Origin of the sequence: Streptomyces sp. NPDC006798 (genome assembly GCF_040635975.1) — a bacterium.
Classification (GTDB): Bacteria; Actinomycetota; Actinomycetes; order Streptomycetales; family Streptomycetaceae; genus Streptomyces.
Genome location: NZ_JBEYIS010000014.1, coordinates 137,127 through 157,592, shown reverse-complemented (window position 1 = coordinate 157,592; position 20,466 = coordinate 137,127). Strand labels below are relative to the sequence as shown.

Annotated in this window: 21 protein-coding genes, 2 pseudogenes and 1 riboswitch; of the genes and pseudogenes, 2 read left to right on the top strand and 21 right to left on the bottom strand. The window is 70.4% G+C overall.

Annotation, left to right across the window (positions count from 1 at the left end; translation table 11 throughout):
* Window positions 1–37 precede the first annotated feature (37 nt).
* Entirely contained in the window at window positions 38–523 is a 486-nt protein-coding gene (locus tag ABZ714_RS12615) for a nuclear transport factor 2 family protein (RefSeq protein WP_358825167.1), read from the top strand.
* Between the two features lie 66 nt (window positions 524–589).
* Here the strand turns inward: ABZ714_RS12615 and ABZ714_RS12610 are convergent, their stop codons facing one another.
* From ABZ714_RS12610 to rpsB, 9 genes are all read right to left on the bottom strand, one after another.
* Window positions 590–1,645, bottom strand: coding sequence for an ABC transporter ATP-binding protein (locus tag ABZ714_RS12610; protein ID WP_358825166.1), 1,056 nt, complete (start codon window positions 1,643–1,645; stop codon window positions 590–592).
* Window positions 1,645–3,282 (bottom strand): iron ABC transporter permease, encoded by a 1,638-nt coding sequence (locus tag ABZ714_RS12605; protein WP_358825184.1) that lies wholly within the window; start codon window positions 3,280–3,282, stop codon window positions 1,645–1,647. The genes ABZ714_RS12610 and ABZ714_RS12605 overlap by 1 nt, the downstream gene beginning before the upstream one ends.
* A gap of 74 nt (window positions 3,283–3,356) precedes the next feature.
* Window positions 3,357–4,454 carry a thiamine ABC transporter substrate-binding protein gene (locus tag ABZ714_RS12600; protein ID WP_358825165.1) on the bottom strand — a complete coding sequence of 366 codons (1,098 nt, stop codon included), beginning with the start codon at window positions 4,452–4,454 and terminating at the stop codon, window positions 3,357–3,359.
* 82 nt (window positions 4,455–4,536) lie between these two features.
* Window positions 4,537–4,647: riboswitch (TPP riboswitch) on the bottom strand.
* A gap of 83 nt (window positions 4,648–4,730) precedes the next feature.
* Window positions 4,731–5,837 (bottom strand): 23S rRNA (adenine(2503)-C(2))-methyltransferase RlmN, encoded by a 1,107-nt coding sequence (rlmN, locus tag ABZ714_RS12595; RefSeq protein ID WP_358825164.1) that lies wholly within the window; start codon window positions 5,835–5,837, stop codon window positions 4,731–4,733.
* 100 nt (window positions 5,838–5,937) lie between these two features.
* On the bottom strand, window positions 5,938–7,164 hold the full coding sequence (locus ABZ714_RS12590; RefSeq protein ID WP_358825163.1) for a phosphatidate cytidylyltransferase: 1,227 nt from the start codon (window positions 7,162–7,164) through the stop codon (window positions 5,938–5,940).
* Entirely contained in the window at window positions 7,164–7,721 is a 558-nt protein-coding gene (frr, locus tag ABZ714_RS12585) for a ribosome recycling factor (RefSeq protein WP_358825162.1), read from the bottom strand. Before frr ends, ABZ714_RS12590 begins: the two co-directional genes overlap by 1 nt.
* Window positions 7,722–7,878: 157 nt before the next feature.
* A complete protein-coding gene (pyrH, locus tag ABZ714_RS12580; RefSeq protein ID WP_358825183.1) occupies window positions 7,879–8,679 on the bottom strand; it encodes a UMP kinase in 801 nt (266 codons plus the stop codon).
* A 248-nt stretch (window positions 8,680–8,927) separates the two neighbouring features.
* A complete protein-coding gene (gene tsf / locus ABZ714_RS12575; RefSeq protein ID WP_358825161.1) occupies window positions 8,928–9,764 on the bottom strand; it encodes a translation elongation factor Ts in 837 nt (278 codons plus the stop codon).
* A 182-nt stretch (window positions 9,765–9,946) separates the two neighbouring features.
* Window positions 9,947–10,873 (bottom strand): 30S ribosomal protein S2, encoded by a 927-nt coding sequence (gene rpsB, locus ABZ714_RS12570; RefSeq protein ID WP_358825160.1) that lies wholly within the window; start codon window positions 10,871–10,873, stop codon window positions 9,947–9,949.
* Between the two features lie 596 nt (window positions 10,874–11,469).
* Between rpsB and ABZ714_RS12565 the strand changes: the two genes are divergently transcribed.
* Window positions 11,470–11,955 (top strand): M23 family metallopeptidase, encoded by a 486-nt coding sequence (locus ABZ714_RS12565; protein ID WP_358825159.1) that lies wholly within the window; start codon window positions 11,470–11,472, stop codon window positions 11,953–11,955.
* 169 nt (window positions 11,956–12,124) lie between these two features.
* On the opposite strand, the gene ABZ714_RS12560 is transcribed toward ABZ714_RS12565, so the two are convergent.
* The 12 genes and pseudogenes from ABZ714_RS12560 to ABZ714_RS12505 all read right to left on the bottom strand — a co-directional run bounded on the left by ABZ714_RS12560 (window position 12,125) and on the right by ABZ714_RS12505 (window position 20,332).
* Window positions 12,125–12,682, bottom strand: a complete 558-nt coding sequence (locus ABZ714_RS12560; RefSeq protein WP_358825182.1) for a helix-turn-helix domain-containing protein — start codon at window positions 12,680–12,682, stop codon at window positions 12,125–12,127.
* A gap of 72 nt (window positions 12,683–12,754) precedes the next feature.
* Window positions 12,755–13,591: an RNA polymerase sigma factor WhiG gene (gene whiG / locus ABZ714_RS12555; protein ID WP_358825158.1), complete on the bottom strand. Its 837-nt coding sequence runs from the start codon at window positions 13,589–13,591 to the stop codon at window positions 12,755–12,757.
* 306 nt (window positions 13,592–13,897) lie between these two features.
* Window positions 13,898–14,275: pseudogene (locus tag ABZ714_RS12550) on the bottom strand (DNA-protecting protein DprA); the annotation flags it as partial.
* A 159-nt stretch (window positions 14,276–14,434) separates the two neighbouring features.
* A pseudogene (locus ABZ714_RS12545) lies at window positions 14,435–16,285 on the bottom strand (recombinase family protein); the annotation flags it as partial.
* 71 nt (window positions 16,286–16,356) lie between these two features.
* Window positions 16,357–16,887, bottom strand: coding sequence for a hypothetical protein (locus ABZ714_RS12540; protein ID WP_358825157.1), 531 nt, complete (start codon window positions 16,885–16,887; stop codon window positions 16,357–16,359).
* A gap of 284 nt (window positions 16,888–17,171) precedes the next feature.
* On the bottom strand, window positions 17,172–17,369 hold the full coding sequence (locus ABZ714_RS12535; RefSeq protein WP_358825156.1) for a helix-turn-helix transcriptional regulator: 198 nt from the start codon (window positions 17,367–17,369) through the stop codon (window positions 17,172–17,174).
* Between the two features lie 2 nt (window positions 17,370–17,371).
* On the bottom strand, window positions 17,372–17,725 hold the full coding sequence (locus tag ABZ714_RS12530) for a hypothetical protein (RefSeq protein ID WP_358825155.1): 354 nt from the start codon (window positions 17,723–17,725) through the stop codon (window positions 17,372–17,374).
* Window positions 17,726–18,316: 591 nt separating this feature from the next.
* A complete protein-coding gene (locus ABZ714_RS12525) occupies window positions 18,317–18,841 on the bottom strand; it encodes a hypothetical protein (protein WP_358825154.1) in 525 nt (174 codons plus the stop codon).
* A 65-nt stretch (window positions 18,842–18,906) separates the two neighbouring features.
* Window positions 18,907–19,251 (bottom strand): hypothetical protein, encoded by a 345-nt coding sequence (locus ABZ714_RS12520; protein WP_358825153.1) that lies wholly within the window; start codon window positions 19,249–19,251, stop codon window positions 18,907–18,909.
* Window positions 19,220–19,831 carry a hypothetical protein gene (locus ABZ714_RS12515; protein ID WP_358825152.1) on the bottom strand — a complete coding sequence of 204 codons (612 nt, stop codon included), beginning with the start codon at window positions 19,829–19,831 and terminating at the stop codon, window positions 19,220–19,222. Before ABZ714_RS12515 ends, ABZ714_RS12520 begins: the two co-directional genes overlap by 32 nt.
* Window positions 19,831–20,127, bottom strand: coding sequence for a hypothetical protein (locus ABZ714_RS12510; protein WP_358825151.1), 297 nt, complete (start codon window positions 20,125–20,127; stop codon window positions 19,831–19,833). The genes ABZ714_RS12515 and ABZ714_RS12510 overlap by 1 nt, the downstream gene beginning before the upstream one ends.
* A gap of 1 nt (window position 20,128) precedes the next feature.
* Entirely contained in the window at window positions 20,129–20,332 is a 204-nt protein-coding gene (locus ABZ714_RS12505) for a helix-turn-helix transcriptional regulator (RefSeq protein WP_358825150.1), read from the bottom strand.
* Between the last annotated feature and the right edge of the window lie 134 nt (window positions 20,333–20,466).

Genomic DNA, 20,466 nt, shown 5'->3' with positions numbered 1-20,466 from the left:
TTCCCGACGACGCCACCGCGCCCGAAGGGACCCCGCCATGACCACCGATGCGACCGCTACCACGACCGCCGCCGGAACCACGGAAGCCCCCGAGCCCGCCGGGACGGCGGCGACCCGGGCCGTCCTGGACGCGTTCCTGGCCCGGCTGGGCGACGGGTCGCCGGAGGCGCTCGCCGAGCTGTACGCGGAGGAGGTCGACTGGTACATCGCCCCCAATCCGCGGGTGCCCTGGATCAAGCCGCGCTCGACCCGGGCCGATGTCGCCGACCACTACCGGGAGCTGGCGGAGGGCCGGGAGCTGGACCCGGAGCGGACCGGGTTCGACGCCGTCGTGATCACCGGCGAGGACGCGGTCGTGGTCGGCTCGTTCGCCGGTACGGTCCGCCGCACCGGCAAGGCGTTCCAGTCGCCGTTCGCCCTCCACTTCACCGTGCGGGACGGCCTGATCGTCCGCTTCCGCGTGATCGAGGACAGCCTCGCCATCGCGGCGGCCTGCGCGGAGGACCCGGCCCCGGAGTCCTGACCGGAGGCGCCCGGGCGCGTGAAAGGGCCTGTTGCCCGGGGCCGGGAGACGGCGAACCGCCCCCGGCTATCCCCGCGCGGGCCCCTCCCCGAGGACGACCACCTCGTCCCGGGCGAACTCCACCCCCACCCGTACCCCCTGCTCCGGCGCGTCCCGGAGACCGGTCTCGGCCTCCAGTACGGGGCCGGACTCCGGGCACAGCCGCAGGGCGACATGGGTGCCGCGGAACGTCCGGGACTCCACGAGATACCCGGGCCCCTCGCCCGCGCCGGGCGCGGTGAGCCGTACGCCCGACGGTCTGATCATCACGTCGTACGTGCCGTCCGGCACCGGGCCGAGGACCGGGACCCGGCCCCAGTCGGTGTCGGCGGCGCCGTCGCGGACCACGGCGTCCGCGGTGACGTTGTCGAAGCCGAGGAAGCGGGCGACGAACGCGTCCGCCGGACGCCGCCAGACGTCCAGCGGCGCGCCGCTCTGCGCGATCCGCCCGTCCCTCATGATGACCACCCGGTCGGCGAGGGCGAAGGCCTCGCCCTGGTCGTGGGTGACGGCGAGCACGGTCGTACCGAGCCGCCCGAACAGGGCCCGCAGTTCGACGACGAGCCGCTCCCGCAGGCCCCGGTCGAGCTGGCCGAGGGGTTCGTCGAGCATCAGCAGCCGGGGTTCGGGCGCGAGCGCGCGGGCAAGGGCCACCCGCTGCTGCTCGCCGCCGGAGAGCGATGAGACCGCGCGCGCCTCGGCTCCCGGCAGCCCCACCAGTTCCAGCAGTTCGGTGACGCGGCGCCGTTGCGCGGCCCGGTCCGCTCCCCGGCCCCGGCCCTGCATGCGCAGTCCGAAGGCGACGTTCCCGGCGACGTCCCGCTGGGGGAAGAGCTGGTGGTCCTGGAACATCAGGCCGACACCGCGCCGGTGGACGGGGACGCCGGTCTGGTCGTCGCCGCCGAGCCGGACCCGGCCCCCGTCGGTGTGCTGGAGTCCGGCGACAACCCGCAGCAGGGTGGATTTGCCGCTGCCGCTGGGGCCGAGCACACAGACGATCTCGTGGTCGGCGACGGTGAGGCCGACCGCGTCGAGGGCGGCCCGGGCCCCGAACCGTACCGTCACATCGTCCAGTTCCAGCATCAGAACTCCCCGGTCGTGGCGGTCGTGGTGCGGGTCCGGATCCGTTCGAGCAACAGCAGCGCGACCGCGCACACCACCATCAGGATCGTGCTCAGGGCCATGGCCTGGCCGTAGTTCAGCTCGCCGGGCCGCCCCAGCAGCCGGGCCACGGCGACGGGCAGGGTGGGCTGGTCGGGGCGGGCGATGAAGACGGTGGCGCCGAACTCGCCGAGGGAGACCGCGAAGGCGAATCCGGCGGCGATCAGCAGGGCGCGGCGGACCAGCGGCAGATCGATCTCCCGCCAGACCCGGACCGGTGACGCGCCGAGTACGGCCGCGGCCTCCCGCAGCCGGTCGTCCACGGCCCGCAGGACGGGCAGCATGGTGCGGACCACGAACGGGACGCCGACCAGGGCCTGGGCGAGCGGTACCAGGATCCAGGACGTCCGCAGGTCCAGCGGCGGTTCGTCGAGGGTGATCAGGAAGCCGAAGCCGACGGTGACGGCGGAGACCCCGAGGGGCAGCATCAGCAGCGCGTCGAAGCCCCGGAGCAGCCGGCCGGTCCGGCCGCCGCCCCGGCGGGCGAGGGCTGCGGCGGCGAGCCCGCCGACGACGACGGCGATCGCGGTGGCGGCCAGGGCGTACCGCAGGGAGTTCCCCACGGCGTGCAGCGGCGGTACGAGGAAGGCGCCGCCGCTGCCTTCGAGGGTGCCGAGCGCCCGGTAGTAGTCGAGGCCGTAGCCGCGGGGGGTGTCGATGGAGCGTTCGACGAGGACGCCCAGCGGCAGCAGCACCAGCAGGGCGACGGTGGTGAGGACGGCGCCCAGCAGGGCCCACTGGCGGGGGCCGCGCGGCCGGTGCGCGGTCTGCCCGGGGTCGACCAGGGCGAGGGCGCTCTCGCGCCGCCGGACGGTGCGGGCGTGTACGGCGAGCACCGCGCCGACGGCCGCGAACTGCACCAGGGTGAGCACGGCGGCGGTCCGCAGGTCGAGGAGTTGCGCGGTCTGCCGGTAGACCTCGACCTCCAGGGTGGCGAAGCCGGGCCCGCCGAGGATCTGCACGATGCCGAAGGAGGTGAAGGTGAAGAGGAAGACCATCAGGGCGGCGGCGGCCACGGAGGGTGCGAGGGCGGGCAGGGTGACGGTCCGCCAGGCGGTGAACCGCCCGGCGCCGAGGACCCGCGCGGCCTCCTCCTGGCGGGGGTCGAGCTGGGCCCAGAGCCCGCCGACGGTCCGCACCACGACGGCGTAGTTGAAGAAGACATGGGCGACGAGGATCGCCCAGACGGTGGTGTCGAGCCGGACGCCCCACAGCTCGTCGAGGAGTCCGCCGCGGCCGACGAGGGCCAGGAAGGCGGTGCCGACGACGACGGTGGGGAGGACGAACGGGACGGTCACCACGGCCCGCAGCAGCCGCTTGCCGGGGAACTCGTACCGGGCCATGACATACGCGCCGGGCAGGGCGACCGCCAGCGTCAGCAGGGTCGACACCACGGCCTGCCAGGTGGTGAACCACAGCACGCCCGCGATGTCGTCCCGGCCGAGTACCTCGGTGATCCGGTCGAACCGCCAGGCGCCGCCGTCCCGCAGGCCGCGGCCGGTGATGGCCGCGACGGGGTAGGCGAAGAAGACGGCGAAGAACGCGGCGGGCAGCAGCATCAGCGCCGGCCGCGCCGCGTTCCCGGTACGGGACGGGCCGCCCCGCCCGGACCGGGAACGGGACGGGCCGCCCGTCACTTCACGACGGTCGAGGACCACGTCTGAACCCACTGCTCACGGTTCTCGGAGATGGTGTCGGGCGCCAGGGTCAGCGGGTCGGTGATCCGGACCCCGTGCCGGGTGAAGATCTCGGGCAGCTTCGCGCCCTCCACGACCGGGTTGACGAACATGGTCAGCGGCAGGTCCTCCTGGAACGTGGTGGAGATCAGGAAGTCCAGCAGTGCCTTGCCGCCCGCCTCGTTCTTCGCGCCCTTGAGGAGTCCGGCGAACTCGATCTGCCGGAAGCAGGTACCGGTGGCGACGCCGGTCGGCGCGTCCTTCGGCTTCGGTTCGGCGTACAGCACCTCGACGGGCGGGCTGGAGGCGTAGGAGACGACCAGCGGCCGGTCGCCGCCTTCCTTCTTGCCCCCGGCGGAGCCGGAGAACTCCAGGTTGTACGCCTCTTCCCAGCCGTCGACGATCTTGACGCCATTGGCCTTGAGCTTCTTCCAGTACTCCTGCCAGCCGTCCTCGCCGTAGCGGGCGACGGTACCGAGGACGAAGCCGAGTCCGGGCGAGGAGGTGGCCGCGTTCTCGGCGACCAGCAGGTTCTTGTACTCGGGCTTGATCAGATCGTCGAGGGTGCGGGGCGGCGCCAGCTTCCGGTCCGCGAAGTACTTCTTGTCGTAGTTGACGCAGATGTCGCCGGTGTCGACGGGGGTGACCCGGTGCTCGCCCCGGTCGAGCTGGACGTCGGCCGGGACCCGGTCGAGGCCCTTGGCCCGGTAGGAGGTGAAGATGCCGTTGTCGAGGGCGCGGGAGAGCAGGGTGTTGTCGACGCCGAAGAAGACATCGCCCTGCGGGCGGCCCTTGGTGAGGATCTCCTTGTTGAGCGCGACCCCGGCGTCACCGCTCTTGAGGACCTTGACGGTGTAGCCGGTGCGCTTGGTGAATTCCTTCAGTACGGCCTCGGAGGCGGCGAAGGAGTCATGGCTGACGAGGGTGACCGTCTTCGACCCCGTACCGCCGCCGGAGTCCTTGCCGCCGCCGTCGTCGGAGCCGCAGGCGGCCAGCACGGATACCCCGAGCGCGCCGGCCAGCGCGACGGCCGCGGTCTTTCTGATACTGCTCACGAGACGAATTCCTCCTGGTGACAGCCAGGAAGAGACGCGGCCCTGCCCGGATTCCGGTGGAATCCGGGCAGGGCGCAACAGCCGGAGTGTGAGACCGAACTTCCTACCCGGAATGACCCGGGCGAGGTTCAGAGGGTCTGCGGCCCCGTGGGTACCGCACTCTCAGCGCTGTGGCGCTCCCCTGTCGGAAATATGCAAATGTTCAGGCCAGCCTACAAGGTGCGAATCCCGCCAGGGCAGGGGGCGGCCCCGCCCGGTGGCGTACCGCCCGTACCGCTACCGCTCGGAGGCGGCGAGCTGCCCGCAGGCCCCGTCGATCTCCTGGCCCCGGGTGTCCCGTACGGTCACGGGCACCCCGTGGGCGGCGATGGCCTCGACGAACGCCTTCTCGTCCTCCGGCCGCGACGCGGTCCACTTCGATCCGGGCGTCGGATTCAGCGGAATCAGGTTCACATGGACCCGCCGCCCCTTGAGCAGCCGTCCCAGCAGGTCACCGCGCCATGCCTGGTCGTTGATGTCCCGGATCAGGGCGTACTCGATCGAGACCCGGCGGCCCGACTTCTCCGCGTACTCCCAGGCGGCGTCGAGCACCTCCCGGACCTTCCAGCGGGTGTTGACCGGCACCAGGGTGTCCCGCAGCTCGTCGTCCGGGGCGTGCAGCGAGACCGCGAGCCGGCACTTGAAGCCCTCGTCGGCGAAGCGCAGCATCGCGGGCACCAGCCCGACCGTGGAGACCGTGATACCCCGCTGCGACAGGCCGAGCCCGTCGGGCTCGGGGTCCGTGAGCCGCCGGATGGCACCGACGACCCGCTTGTAGTTCGCCAGCGGCTCGCCCATCCCCATGAAGACGATGTTCGACAGCCGCGCGGGCCCGCCGGGCACCTCGCCGTCGCGCAGCGCCCGCATCCCGTCCACGATCTGGTGGACGATCTCCGCGGTGGAGAGATTGCGGTCGAGCCCGGCCTGCCCGGTGGCGCAGAACGGGCAGTTCATCCCGCAGCCCGCCTGGGAGGAGATACACATCGTGACCCGGTCCGGGTAGCGCATCAGCACCGACTCGACCAGCGTGCCGTCGTGCAGCCGCCAGAGGGTCTTGCGGGTGGTGTCGTCGTCGCACGAGATGTGCCGCACCACCGACATCAGCTCGGGCAGCAGCTCGGCCGCCAGCTTCTCCCGCGCGGCGGCCGGGATGTCCGTCCACTCGGCGGGGTCGTGCGCGTACCGCGCGAAGTAGTGCTGCGACAGCTGCTTGGCGCGGAACGGCTTCTCACCGACGGCGGCGACGGCTTCCTTCCGCTCGGCGGGCGAGAGGTCGGCGAGATGCCTCGGGGGCTTCTTGGCTCCGCGGGGCGCGATGAATGTGAGTTCTCCGGGCTTGGGCATGGTCCATCCAGTGTCGCAGAGATACGACGAAGGGCCCGCCATCCTGTGGACGACGGGCCCTTGCCCTAAAAAACCGCGGGTCAGCCGGGCGGAACGGGGCTCAGCCGGATCCGACGAAGATCACCAGCAGCAGCCAGACCACCGGGGCGGTCGGCAGCAGCGAGTCCAGCCGGTCCATGATGCCGCCGTGGCCGGGGAGCAGGGTGCCCATGTCCTTGATGCCCAGGTCACGCTTGATCATCGACTCGCCCAGGTCGCCCAGGGTGGCCGTGACCGCGACCGCAAGACCCAGCAGCAGACCCTGCCACCAGCTGCCGCCGCCGACCAGGAACTCCATACAGAGCGCGCCGGCCACCATCGCGAAGCCGATCGCGCCCAGCAGGCCCTCCCGGGTCTTCCCCGGGCTGATCCGCGGGGCCAGCTTCCGCTTGCCGAAGCGCCAGCCGACGGCGTAGGCGCCGGTATCGCTGACGACGGTCAGCAGCAGAAACGTCAGGACCCGCTGCGCCCCGTCGTCGGCGGTGAGCATCATCGCCACGAACGTCGCCAGGAACGGTACGTAGAAGGCCGCGAAGACCCCCGCCGTGACGTCCTTCAGATACCCCTCGGGGGGCTCCGTCATCCGCCACACCAGGACCGCGAGCGCCGTCAGCGCCATGGCGACCCAGGCGCCTTCCGCACCGCGGACGTACCCGGCGACGACCATCGCGGCGCCGCCGACCGCCAGCGGCACCAGCGGCGCCTTGATCTGCTTGCGCTCCTGGAGGCGGGACGTCAGTTCCCAGAGCCCGACGACGACGGCGACCGTTATGACGCCGACGAAGACGGCTTTGACGACGAAGAGCGAGGCGACGATCACCACGCCGAGTCCGACGCCGACCCCTATGGCCGCCCGCAGATCGCGCCCGGCGCGCTTCTTCTCGCGCCGGCCGTCGCTCCGCCCGGCGGGCCCGCGGCCGCGGCCCGGTTCACCGCCGTCGTAGCCGGGGCCGGGCCCGGCGGGTGGCGGCGGCGGACCGGGCGGCCCGGTGGGAGCGGCGCCCGCCGGGACCTCGTCGCGGAAGAGCGGACCACCCCGGCGCCCGGGTCCCGGGTCGTCGCCGTTCGAGTGGCCCTGCTGGTCCCGCTCGTTCCGCCGGTCGCGATCGTCGGGACCTTCGGCGTTGTTACCTGCGTCGGGGAAGTCCGGCACGATGGGCATGGGCCGAGTCTGCTGTGCCTCGTGCCCGCCGTACGCGGGACCCGCCGATAGCGGGCCCCGGTCCTGCGGACGCCACTCCCCGACATAGTCGGCCCGCTGCGGGGCCCCCCAGGAAGCGTCGTTCATCAGACTTCGAGCAGCTCGGCTTCCTTGTGCTTCAGCAGCTCGTCCACCTGCGCCACGTACTTCGCGGTGGTGTCGTCGAGCTCCTTCTCCGCACGGCGGCCCTCGTCCTCGCCGACCTCGCCGTCCTTGACGAACTTGTCGATGGTCTCCTTGGCCTTGCGGCGCACGGCGCGGATCGAGATCTTGGCGTCCTCGGCCTTGCCCTTGGCGACCTTGATGTACTCGCGGCGGCGCTCCTCGGTCAGCTCCGGGAACACCACTCGGATGATGTTGCCGTCGTTGCTCGGGTTGACGCCGAGGTCGGAGTCGCGGATGGCCTGCTCGATGTTCCGCAGCGCCGTCTTGTCGAAGGGCGTGACCACGGCCATCCGGGGCTCGGGCACCGAGAACGAGGCGAGCTGGTTGATCGGGGTCAGCGCGCCGTAGTAGTCGGCGACGATCTTGTTGAACATCGCCGGGTGCGCACGCCCGGTGCGGATCGCGGCGAAGTCGTCCTTGGCGACCAGGACGGCCTTCTCCATCTTCTCCTCGGCCTCGAGGAGGGTCTCTTCGATCACCACTTGCTCCTGCGTGTCTTGAGTAGGCCCGGCTGACAACTGCCCGGTCGGGCGGAACCTGTCGCGTCTTCCCTGCACGGTCTCCGACCGGCAGGGCTTTGTCTATCCCCGGATATCCTCGGGCATCCGTTGCCGGACCCCCCGGACATCCCCCGGCTCAGGACCGGGTGCCCTTGTCGCTGACGAGCGTGCCGATCTTCTCACCCCGTACCGCGCGGGCGATATTCCCCTCGGCCAGCAACTCGAAGACGAGGATCGGCAGGGCGTTGTCACGGCAGAGGGTGATCGCCGTGGCGTCCGCGACCTTCAGATCGCGGGTGATGACCTCGCCGTACTCCAGCGCGTCGTACTTGACCGCGTCGGGGTTGGTCCGCGGGTCGGCGTCGTAGACCCCGTCGACCCCGTTCTTGCCCATCAGCAGGGCCTCGGCGTCGATCTCCAGGGCGCGCTGCGCGGCGGTGGTGTCGGTGGAGAAGTACGGCATGCCCATTCCGGCGCCGAAGATGACGACCCGGCCCTTCTCCAGATGCCGTACGGCCCGCAGCGGGATGTACGGCTCGGCGACCTGACCCATGGTGATGGCGGTCTGGACCCGGGAGTCGATGCCCTCCTTCTCCAGGAAGTCCTGGAGCGCGAGGCAGTTCATGACGGTGCCGAGCATGCCCATGTAGTCGGAGCGGGCCCGGTCCATGCCGCGGACCTGGAGCTCGGCGCCGCGGAAGAAGTTGCCGCCGCCGATCACGATGGCGATCTGGGCGCCGTCGCGGACCACGGCCGCGATCTCACGGGCGATGGCGTGCACCACGTCGGGGTCGACACCGAGACCCCCGCCGCCGGAGAACGCCTCTCCGGAGAGCTTCAGCATGAAGCGTCCGGCACCGGCCTTGGTCACGTCGTGCTTCCCGTCGTGGTCGCTGTTGTCGCCGGCTGCCTGGGTGGCGTCCGCGCCCTTGTTCATGGAGATCTCCTCGTGCACATACGAGAAGGCCATCGCCGCTGGGTACTGGTGTCCCTGTCGGCAATGGCCTCCTCGTCAGATCTGCGGTCGTCCGGCGCTCCGGGCGCGACGGCGGCGCCCGGGGCCCACGCGTGTGATGACTGCGGGGGAAACCCTAGCGGGCCGACGGATCGATCGCGTACTCGGCGTACCCGTTCCGTCCGGGTGGACGGTCCGGGTGCGCGGGTACTCTCGTTCCTGCGTCCCGGTCAGGCGCCGACACGGATCCGGGCGAAGCGCTTGAGCTCCACACCGGCCTCGTCGAGAACCTTCCGGACGGTCTTCTTGTTGTCCTTGGCGAACGGCTGCTCGAGGAGAGTGACCTCCTTGAAGAAGCCGTTGACCCGGCCTTCGACGATCTTCGGCAGGGCGGCCTCGGGCTTGCCCTCCTCGCGGGAGGTGGCCTCGGCGACCCGGCGCTCGTTCTCGACGATCTCGGCCGGGACCTCTTCGCGCGACAGGTAGGTCGGCGAGAAGGCGGCGATGTGCTGCGCGACGTCCTTGGCGGCGTCCGCGTTCGCGCCGGACAGCTCGACGAGCACGCCGACCTGCGGCGGGAGGTCGGGCATGGTGCGGTGCAGGTAGACACCGACGTACGCGCCGGAGAACTGCGCGAAGCGGTCGAGGACGATCTTCTCGCCGAGGTTGGCGTTGGCCTCGTCGACGTACGCCTGGACGGTCTTGCCGGCCTCGATCTCGGAGGCGAGCAGCGCCTCGATGTCCGCCGGAGAGGTGGCGGCGACGTGGGCGGCGAGCGCGTTCGCGACGGCGAGGAACTTCTCGCCCTTGGCGACGAAGTCGGTCTCGCACTTCAGCTCGAGCAGCACACCGGAGGTCTTGTCCTCGGAGATGAGGGAGACCACGGCGCCGTTCGAGGCGGTACGGGACTCGCGCTTGGCGACGCCCTTCTGGCCCTTGACGCGCAGCAGCTCGACGGCCTTGTCGACGTTGCCGTCGGCCTCGTCCAGGGCCTTCTTGCAGTCCATCATGCCGGCACCGGTCAGCTCACGGAGCTTCTTGACGTCGGCGGCGGTGTAGTTCGCCATGTCCTTCAGTCTTTTCTCGAAAGGTCGGAAGTCGAAGTCGAGACGGATCCGGCGGGGCCTGCGCCCGGCGGGGCCGCGACCCCTGATCGGGGTTCGCGGCCGGTCCGGATCCGGGGGCGGGCGGCGGGGCCGGTGCCCGGGGCACCGTACCCGCCGTCCTCACCTGCCTGGTGCGGCGGGGCTCAGCCCTGCGCGGCGTCCTCGGCGGGCTTGTCGGCCTCGGCCGCGGGGGCCTCAGCCGCAGGGGCCTCGGCAGGCGCCTCGGCGGTCTCGACGGCCTCGGCCGCGGGGGCCTCGGCGGGCTTCTCGGCCTCGGCGTCGTCGGCCTTCTTCTCGCCCTCGAGGAGGTCGCGCTCCCACTCGGCCAGCGGCTCACCGGCGGCCTTGTCACCCGGCTTGGAGTCACCGGTGGCGACACCGGAACGGGCGATGAGGCCCTCGGCGACGGCGTCGGCGATCACACGGGTCAGCAGCGTGACGGAGCGGATCGCGTCGTCGTTGCCGGGGATCTTGTAGTCGACCTCGTCCGGGTCGCAGTTGGTGTCGAGGATCGCGACGACCGGGATGTGGAGCTTGCGCGCCTCACCGACGGCGATGTGCTCCTTCTTGGTGTCGACGATCCAGACGGCGCTCGGCACCTTCTGCATCTCGCGGATGCCGCCGAGGGTCTTCTCCAGCTTCGCCTTCTCGCGGGAGAGGACGAGCAGCTCCTTCTTGGTGAGGCCGGAGGCGGCCACGTCCTCGAAGTCGATCTGCTCCAGCTCCTTGAGGCGCTGCAGCCGCTTGTAGACGGTGGAGAAGTTGGTCAGCATGCCGCCGAGCCAGCGCTGGTTGACATACGGCATGCCCACCCGCGTCGCCTGCTCGGCGATGGCCTCCTGGGCCTGCTTCTTGGTGCCGACGAACATGATGGAGCCGCCGTGCGCGACGGTCTCCTTGACGAACTCGTAGGCGCGGTCGATGTACGACAGCGACTGGAGCAGGTCGATGATGTAGATGCCGTTGCGCTCGGTGAAGATGAAGCGCTTCATCTTCGGGTTCCAGCGACGGGTCTGGTGACCGAAGTGGACGCCGCTCTCCAGCAGCTCCCGCATCGTGACGACGGCCATGGCCGTATCTCCTTGGATTCTCGGTTGATGTTCCTGACGCCCCGGCGCGCCTGCCACGAAGGACCGAGGGGCGCTGCCACCGACCCCGGAGGGGTGAGCGGTGGCGGGGCGTGCGAAGTCGACCCGGTGACCCGGATCGCCAGTAGAAGTGTACGGGACCCCGGCGGTGCCGGGTGACGGCGTTGTCCACAACCGCTCCCCCGTCCACAGGTCCGCGCCGTGATCCCCCGGGATCCCCTCCCCCGGCGCATCCTCGTCCCATGCCACGGACCACTGTCACCGCGCTCGTCCTGATCCCGGCCCTGCTGTCACCTTCCGTGATCGCCGGTCCCGGGTCCTCACCGCGCACCGCTATCGCACCGGCCCTTTCACCGGCCCCTCCGCCGGCCGCGCCACCGGCGCCGCCACAGGCCCCGCCACAGGCCCCGCCAGGGGACCCGTTACCGGCCCCGGGGCCGTCCTCACCGACCGCCGGGCAGGCCCGGCCGGACCCGTCCGTCACCCTGGGTGACGGGTGGCTTTGGCCGGTACCCCGGCCCAGGATCCTCCGCGGCTGGCGGCCACCCGCCTCGCCCTACGGCCCCGGCCATCGCGGGGTGGATCTGGCCGCCCCGCCGAAGACCCCGGTACGGGCCCCGGGACCAGGCCGGATCTTCTTCACCGGCCGGATCGCGGACCGGTCGGTCCTCTCCCTCGTCCTCGACGGCACCGGCGAACCACCCCTGAGGGTCACCTACGAACCCGTCGACACCCTGCTCCCCACCGGCACCCGGGTCACGGCGGGCGCCCCGGTCGCCACCCTCTCGGCCGCCCCGCGACACTGCCCGGAGAGCTGTCTCCACTGGGGACTGCGCCGCGGTACGGAGTATCTGAACCCGCTCACCCTCGTTCAGCGCCCCCGTATCCGGCTCCTTCCCCTCACCCGGGGCGACCCGCCCGCTCCTTCCCGGTCGGGCGGGGCGGGGCGCGCGGAGGTCTCCGCCCCGATCCGGCGCACAACGGTACGGACCACGCGAACGGCGCCGGGGGGTGAACCGGCTTCGACCGGCGCGCCCGGCTCCGGCGACGCGAGCCGCCACTGAAAGCCGTACGACCGGCCCGATCGGTCGGATCGGTCGGATCGGTGGGGTCGATCGGGTCGGCCCGGGCTGCCCGGGCTCTCGGGTCGAGCCGGGCTGCCCGATATTCCAGGAGGAGGCGGGGGTGGGGTGGGGGGCGGGGGGGGAGGGGGCCCCGGAAGGATCGGAGAAGTCAGGGGCGGACGCCGTGGAGCGCCAGGGACACCGCCGCGTCGGCGATGACGGCGGGGTCCTCGGCGGCACCGAGTTCGATCCGGCGTACGGCCGCGTCCACGACGCCCTGGAGCAGCATCGCGGCGAGCCGGGGCTGGTCGTGGCCGAGTTCGGCGAGGGCTTCGACGATCATGGCGATCAGTCCGCCGTGGGCGGCTCGGATCTTCTCCCGGGCGCCGTCGTCCAGTTCCCCGGCGGAGATGGCCACCACGGCCCGGTGCCGGCGGTCGCCGACCAGGGCGAGCTGGCTGCGGACATACGCCTCGACCTTGCCCTCCGCGGTGTCGGGCCGGTCCATCGCGGCCTCGACCTCCGCCGCCCAGACGGGGAAGTCCACGGCGCACAGTTCTTCGACGACGGCGGCGCGGGAGCGGAAGTACTCGTAGACGGAGGACCGGGCGAGGCCGGTGCGTTCGGCGAGGGCGGGGAAGGTCAGCGCTTCCGTGCCGCCTTCGGACAGCAGGGAGCGCGCGGCGTCGAGCAGGGCGTCGCGCTGCATGGTCCGGTGCTCGGCCACGGAGGCCGCTCGAATCCTGGGCACCCTCCCACTTTACGGATGCCGCGCAAGAGGGCGGGGTGTTTCGGCGGGTCAGCGGCCGACGTCGGCGAGCTTGGCCCGGAGCTGGAGCACGGATTTGGTGTGGATCTGGCTGACTCTGCTCTCGGTGACGCCGAGCACCTGGCCGATTTCGGCGAGAGTGAGGCCCTCGTAGTAGTAGAGGGTGACGACGGTCTTCTCGCGGTCGGGGAGGGTGTTGATGGCACGGGCGAGGAGCCGTCGCAGTTCGCGGTCCTCGGCGACCTCGACGGGGTTGTCGGCCGCGGTGTCCTCGAGGGTGTCCATGAGGCTGAGCCGGTCGCCGCCCTCGCCGCCGACATGGAGCAGCTCTTCGAGGGCGACGACGTTGGCCAGGGACAACTGACTGAAAACGGCGTGGAGTTCGTCGATTCCGACGCCCATTTCGGAGGCGACTTCGCCTTCGGTGGGGGTGCGTCGCAGTTGGGCTTCGAGGGTGGCGTAGGCGCGTTCGACGGCCCGGGCCTTCTGTCGGACGGAGCGGGGGATCCAGTCGAGGGCGCGGAGTTCGTCGATCATCGCGCCGCGGATCCGGGTGATGGCATAGGTCTCGAACTTGATGGATCGTTCGATGTCGAACTTCTCGATGGCGTCGATGAGTCCGAAGATGCCGGAGGAGACGAAGTCCGCCTGTTCGACATTGGACGGCAGCCCGACGCTGACCCGGCCCGCCACGTACTTCACCAGGGGTGAGTAGTGGAGGATCAGTTGCTCGCGCAGCCGCTCGTCCCCGGTGGCCTTGTACGACTGCCACAGCTCCTCGACCGAGGAGGGGGCGGGGGGCCGTGCGGTGCCACGGGCAGCGGGGGGCACTGGCGCGCGATCAGACCCGGGGGTGTGCTGGGGCATGCGTTGCCTTGAGCCGTTCTGCTGTTGAGGGGGGACTCGGTGCGGGGGGAGGGGGGGTATGCGGGGGGTGATGGGCCCGGTGAGCGGTGGCGGGGTTCGTCGGGGAGTGGATATGTGTCCGGAGGTGGTGAGCGTAGCGTGACTGAATGGTCGCGGTGGGCGAAGGCCGGGTGGGCGACCGCGCGCGGAGGATCAGTCGTCCCGTGTCCGGTGTACCGGCGCCGCGACGGCGTACGCCGGTCCTCGGGTGTGGTGGACGGCACCGCTGAGGTCGCCCCCATCACTTTTTCACCCGAATGCTCCGGATCACGAACCGCCTCGCCGCTTGTTCGACTCGCGATTCGTCCGGTGGGCCAATTCCCAGCTCTCCCCTCTGCGTTCGACGAACCCCAGGGCGTGGAGTTCGTACAGACCGGCGAGTGTGTCGTCGGTGGTGGTCCCGGCCGTACCGGCCAGCTCGGCCGGGTGGGCGGGGCCCTGAGCGGGGAGGGCTTCGAGGATCCGGGTGTTTCGGGGTGTGAGCAGGTCCCTGGGGTGGACGGGGCCGCGCCGGTCGGGGGCCAGTTCGCCGATGGTGCCGACGAGTTCGGCGATGTCGTCGGCGTCGGTGACGAGGGTGGCTTCGCCGCGCAGCAGTTCGTGGACCCCGGCGGAGAGGGGGCTGGTGACGGGTCCGGGGACACCTGTCTCTCCGGACAACGCTTCTTCCTGGATATCGGCCCCGCCAGTCAGGACGCGCGGGTCCACCCGGCCCTCCACCCGGAAGGGCGGCACGAGGTTCAGCTCGTGCGCCGGTCGGTACCCGGGCCCGTCCACGGGCAGGGCCGCAAGGATCAGGTCCCAGGTGCCCGTGTTGCGCCACGTCTTGTACCGGGTGTGGATGCCCTTCCAGGCCCCGAACCGCTCCGGCAGGTCCTCCCAGCGACAGCCGGTGCGGACCTTGTAGAGCATCGCGTCGACCATCCCCCGGCCCGGCCTCAGCTTGTGGTGCGGCGGCTCCCATGCCTTGACGATCGGCTCGGCTGCTGCCCACATCGCGTCGGTCAGTTCGGAGGGCACCTTGCGCCCGGCTTCCTTGAACCATGCCGCCAGCGAGCACGCCAGCCCGAGCTTCGGCTTGGGCACCGGGCCCGTGATCGTCACCCGCACGTCGAGCAGGTCCAGGACCTCCTTCTGTTCGGCCGGGGTCATCTCCGCCAGCCGGGTACGCGCCATGTCGGCCAGCGCTTCCAGGTCGCGCGCCCGCTGGGCGGTGGCCTCGGTCTCCTCCAGCCACGCGGCGGCCTCGTCGCGCAGGTCCGCGACCTGGCGTCGCTCCTCTATAAGGGACGCGGTTACCTCAGCAACGGCCGACGCAGGCAGCCCCGCCTTGGCGTACTCCTTCACGGTGGTCGTGATGGCCTTGTCCAGGTTGGCAATCTGGCGGTCGAAATCGGCGATGCGGTCGGCGTGGCTGGTCTGGTCGCCCTCGGTCATGCCGACCCACTCAGCCGCCATCGCCTTGAGCCGGTCGGGGTCGCCCAAGAGGGTGACGACCTCGTCCCAGACCGCCGCCTCCATCGCGTCGGCGTCGACCATCTTGCAGTCGCAGCGGCCAGCGCCCGGGAACCGCTCGGACAGGCTGCTGCACCGGTACCACCTGGCGTTGCGGCTGGTGCTCTTCATGCCGACGTGGTGCGAGTTGCAGCCGGTGTGCTCGTTGAACAGTCGCTTCGACAGCGGGTAGCTGTGCGGCGGGGCCTTCCTCTTGCCGTTGGACAGCCGCCCCTTGGCGTTCTTGAGGGCGGCCACCTCGTCCGGGGTAAAGATCGGGTCCAGCTCGATGAACACGGTCTCGCCGTTGATCGGCTTGCCGTCCGGCCCGAACTTCGCCCCGTGTCCGGCCCTCGTGCGGTTGGGGTTCCGGAAGATCACCCGGGCGTTGAGGGTGGCCTCGGACCACAGCTTGTGTGCCGCGTTGGCTGCCGTCCACAAACCGCCCGAGCGGTTCCGCAGACCCATGATGTTCAGCCGCTCGGCAAGCTGGTTCGTGTTCATGCCGTCTTCGACGACGATGCCGTACATCGCGCGCAGGACCAGGACCTCGGCCTCGCACTTGATGAGGTGCGATTTACCTTTCTGACCCTTGCAGCAGATCTCGTACCCGTAGGGCGGGGTGCCGCCGGTCCAGCCGCCATCCTCGGCCTTCTCCTGTAGGCCGCCCTGGGTGCGCTCCCGGATGGTCTCCCACTCGGTCTCGGCGTAGTCGGCGTCAGCGCGCATCTTGCGACGACCCTCGACGGTGGTGTTGTCGTAGTCGCCCTGGACGACGGCGACAAAGACGCCGATCTCCTCAAGGCTCCAGACCCACCGCCAGAACGCGCGGCCGGTACGACCAATCGCCCGGCCTTCCTTCACGACCACCACGTCGAACGGGCGGGGCTTCCGGTGGGCATCCTCCATCAGCCGATTCAGGTCGGGCCGGTGGGCGGATTCGAGCGACCCTGAGATGCCCTCATCGACGTAGGTGCCGACGTGGGCCCACCCCTTCTTACCGATGTGCCGGGTGGTCCGCTTGCCCTGGTAGTCGATGCCGTACCCCTTGGCCTGGTCCTCGGTAGACACCCGGAGGTAATCGACGGCGCGCAGGGTGGCTGTGCTGGCGGTGGCTCGGTCGATCGCCGCGAGGGCCGCCGCCGTGTTCAGCTGGCTCATGCTGGTTCCTCTGGTTCTCAGCGTCGGCCCGGCCGGGGTGCTCCCCCCGGCCGGACCCGGTGGCGGGTGGGTCAGCCGACGAGGGCGAACTTGGTGGTGGTCTTGGTCGCGCCCTTGGCGTCCTGGTAGGTGAAGACGCCGCCCTCGACGGTGCCCTGGCGCTCCCAGCGCCCGACCTTGGCGGTCACGACCTTCGGGGCGGCCTTCTTCGCGGCGCGCTCCTCGGCCTTCGCCAGCTTGGCCAGCCGCTTGTCCTCGGCGCGCTTGATTCCGGCCGCCACCATGTGGGCGAACTTGAAGGCGCTGGCGTGCTTCACGGCCTCGGCGCTGGTGGCCACCCCGCCCTCGTCGGTCCGGCGGATGTCCAGGCCCAGGGCGCCCCACTTGATGAGCGCGCTCTTGAGCTTGGCGTCGTGCCCGGGGGCGAACAGCCGCTTGGTCTGGGCGGTGCAACCGGTCTCGAAGATCTGGTAGTTGCCCGACTCCAGGTTCTCCTCGGTCAGCTCGTCCGGGAACACCGCGTCGTAGCGGGAGCACTCGCAGGCGTGCAGCTCGTCGGCGGCGGGCTGGGCGGTCTTCGCGGCGGTGTTCTTGGCGGCCATTTCGGTACTCCCTGAATTGCGGCTTGTCGTGCTGGAAATGCCATTAAAACATTCAGCAAATTTGGCGCACAATTCCCAGCTAGAGCGTCATTCCGCATAGGCTCGACCGCACCCATTCCCGCACCTGAATTCACGACGAGTAACCGGTCCCGATATCACCCGAGCCGATATCACTGGGACTGTCGTACGACACCCCCTCCCACACCCCCCGTGCACGGGCACGGGGGGCCTCCGGGGGCGGCTGCGGCACGGCTACAGTGATATCGGTGGCACAGTGATATCGGCTACGACAGGAAGTCCTCGGGGTCTCGGCCGAGGGCCGACGCGAGGCGTGCCACGTTGTGCTCGGCGGGCGTCCGCTGGCCGCTCTCCCACTTCGCCACCTGGGGCTGATACACCCCGGCGGCCTCGGCCAGCTCCCGCTGTGACAAGCCGCTGAGCTTGCGGTACGCCTTCAGCCAGCGGGGATCGAACTTCGCCATGACTACTTCCCCTTCCGGGACTTGGGCTTGACCACGCAGAACAGCAGGTAGAGCGCCAGGAGGGTGGCCAGCGAGCCGGGCACCGCCCCGCCCAACTCGTGGCTGGCGTACGCCCACCCGGTCGCCAGCACGTTCAACAGGAAAAGGGCCGTCGGGACGGCCGGAATTCCGTCGTTCTCGTGGCGCTCGGGCTCCGCCAGCGCGGGCGGCGGCACCAGCTTGGGCGGCTTCGGAATTCCCGCCTTGGACAATCCGGCGCGCTTCTTGGCGGCGACGTCATTGGTGGTCGCCGACTCGAACGACACCACCCGTCCGGTGGCGGTTCGGAAAGTGGGCTTGAAGTTCTTGGTGGCCATTTCTGGCATCCCTTCCGGGCGCCCCAAGGTGTGTGTTTCCCTGGGGCGGTCCTCACTGAGGTGGCATCGGCTAGCAGGCTGGTTCACTCGGGTTTGGGGATTTGGCGCGACGCGTCGCCTCCTGAGGGCCCCCGACGGTCCAACCGGTTCTCTCGACCGGGGTGCGGGGGCCCTCGCTGTATGTCCGGGCAGTGCGGTTCAGCGTCGAATCGTTAAGGTGCGGCCGGCGAGCCCTCCGGAGGTATCTCCGAGGGCCTGAGACCCCCGGGCGGGCACCGAGTACCGGCCCCGGTACGAGAGGCCGTCCGTAGTACCGCCGGAGCCCTCCCGTGGGTATCTCGTGGGCTGGGCCCCAGTCCTGGGGGCCACCCCGCGCCGCGTGGGCCTCGCGTGAGGGGTTCCGGGGCCAGATCGGGTGGGCCCGGCCGGATCTCCCGCTTTGGGGGGTGTGGGGGTCTGTGCCTGGTCCGCAAGACCCGGGCCGACCTCGCCAGCAGATCCAGACCGGGTCCGGGCCTCAACTTGCCGGATCGACACGGGATCTGGACCGAGGTCCGGCGGTCGATGTCGACCCGGCAAGGTCCGGCCGACCTAGCGGCGGATCTCCTCGACCTTGGTCCGGCGGTGCACCGGACCCGCGATCCGGGTCAGGTCCGTGGCGAGGGCGTCGAACCCGTTGTTGGGGGTGCCCTCAGCCTGGGCGACGAGGACCAGGGCCCGAGCCAGCAGCACACGCGGCGGGGCGTCGTTGACGTGGTGGACCACGCCGTCCGCCTGGACCTCGCTGGTCCGGCCACGCGCCTCCGGCAGCTGCGCGCCCTGCATCTTGTGGTTGGCCGCGTAGATGACCCGCTCACGGTGAAGGGCGGCCTGGGCCAGCTCGGCCAGCGCCGACACCGCCGCGTCGAACTTCGCCGCGACGTGCTCCAGCGTGACGTCGTCGGCTTCGACCATCGCCTTGACCTCGGCCCGGGTCTGGTCCTGCCGGGCCTTGAGGGCGGCGGCCTTCTGGGCGGCCTCGTCGTCGGCCAGCAGCTCCCGGGCCTTGGCCACCTTCCGGGCGTGCTCCTCGTCGGCGATGGCCTGCTCGGCCCGGGTCATCAGGTCGTCGTTCATGGGGTTGCCTCCTCGGCATGAGTGGTGTGCGGAATGGGTGGGCTCACGCCCGTTCGGACCGTCGGTCATCCCCGGATCTCGGTGCGGCCGTCCTCGTACGTGCGGACCACGGCCCGGGTGACCGGGTCTCGGGCCTCGGTGTACGACTCCGGGTGCTGGCGGGACGTCGTCCGGGCCCGCTGGCCGGAGTGGCTGGCCGTCCGGCGCAGAGCCGCCATTTCGTGCTCGGCCACCTCGCCGCCGGGGTCGGTGTTCAGGGCCATGCCGTTGGCGACGCAGTGGTCCGTCACCCGGCGGCTGGTCTCTTCGTATCCGCGCCGCATCGTGCGCAGCTCGTCCACGCTCGGGCCGTCCGGGGTCGTCGGGCCCTGGGTGATCTCAGTGGAACCCTTCGCGATCTGCACGTTCACTTGCCTCTCGCTTCCTCTTCTGTTCGAGGTAGGACGGGCTCATCTGGTCGAACTCGCCCCGCTCGTACATCTCGTCCTCAATCTCCATCAAGGCGTTTACTTCCTTGATGCCCTTCATCAGGTCGCCCAGCAGGGACTTGGCTTCCTCGTTGACGTCTTCCAGGGCCGGTGCCGCCGCCAGCATCGCCTTGTAGAGCGAGTTCTGAATGTCGACGATGGCCTTGGCGGCAAAGGCGTAGTCGCGAGGGGTGCGCGCCATCCGGAAGACGGTTCGGGCGATGATCAGGTCTTCGCTCAAGCCCTCGGCAGCTCCGGCCTGGGCGACTCGCAGGTCATTCAGCCGATCCTTAAGGGGCTGCTCCATCTTGGCGCGGTCGAATTCGACGCCGTGAGCCTGGGCGATCTTCGAGACCATGAACGTTGAGATCCCGGTGCGCCTTGAAATCTCGTTACGGCCAAATCCCTGCTGCGCCAACACGATTACCAGCTCCGCGCGAGGGTCTACCGGTATGTCTTCGCCGACCCCCTGCCCTTCGCCCTGCTCCCCGTCCGGGTTGACCGGTCCCTCCAGCGCGGCCACTACTCGCCCACCTCCTCCAGCACCCTGCGCCGCAGCCGCTCGACCTCGTCCGGGTCGGCCTCATCGACCGTGGCCAGCAGCCGCAGCAGGTGCGCCGCCCCCGCGATCTGACGGGCCGTTCCCCGCATCTCGAACACCGCGTCGCTCGGCTGGCTTGCCATGAACATGCCATCCCGAGATTTGGTGGTCGGGCTTACGCCGTCCTCGTCGAACTGCCACAGCCCCATCCGGTCGATGCCCTGGCCATTGGCCACCCACCACCCCGGCGACGCCGCCGCGTATTCCGCCTGCTTCATGTCAGCTCACGTGTCCTTCCACGAGGTCTTCCAGCGAAACGTGGAACATGGCCGCCAGCTTGATCAGCGATTCCACGTTCGGCCGACATTCGTTGTTTTCCCACCGACTTACCGTCGACTGCTCCACGAGAAGAGCTTCGCTGATTTCTCTCTGGCTCATCCGCTGGGCTTCGCGCAGAGTACGCAGAGCCTTTCCGATGAACATCTGGAGTCTCCTTCCGTCCATATCCCCAGAAAATCATGCACATGCGCATACGCATAATTTTTGCGTTTCTGTCAAGTACCGCTCTGGGGCCACCTCGTGCTTTCCTGGTCCCAGCACACCCTGATACCGAGCCG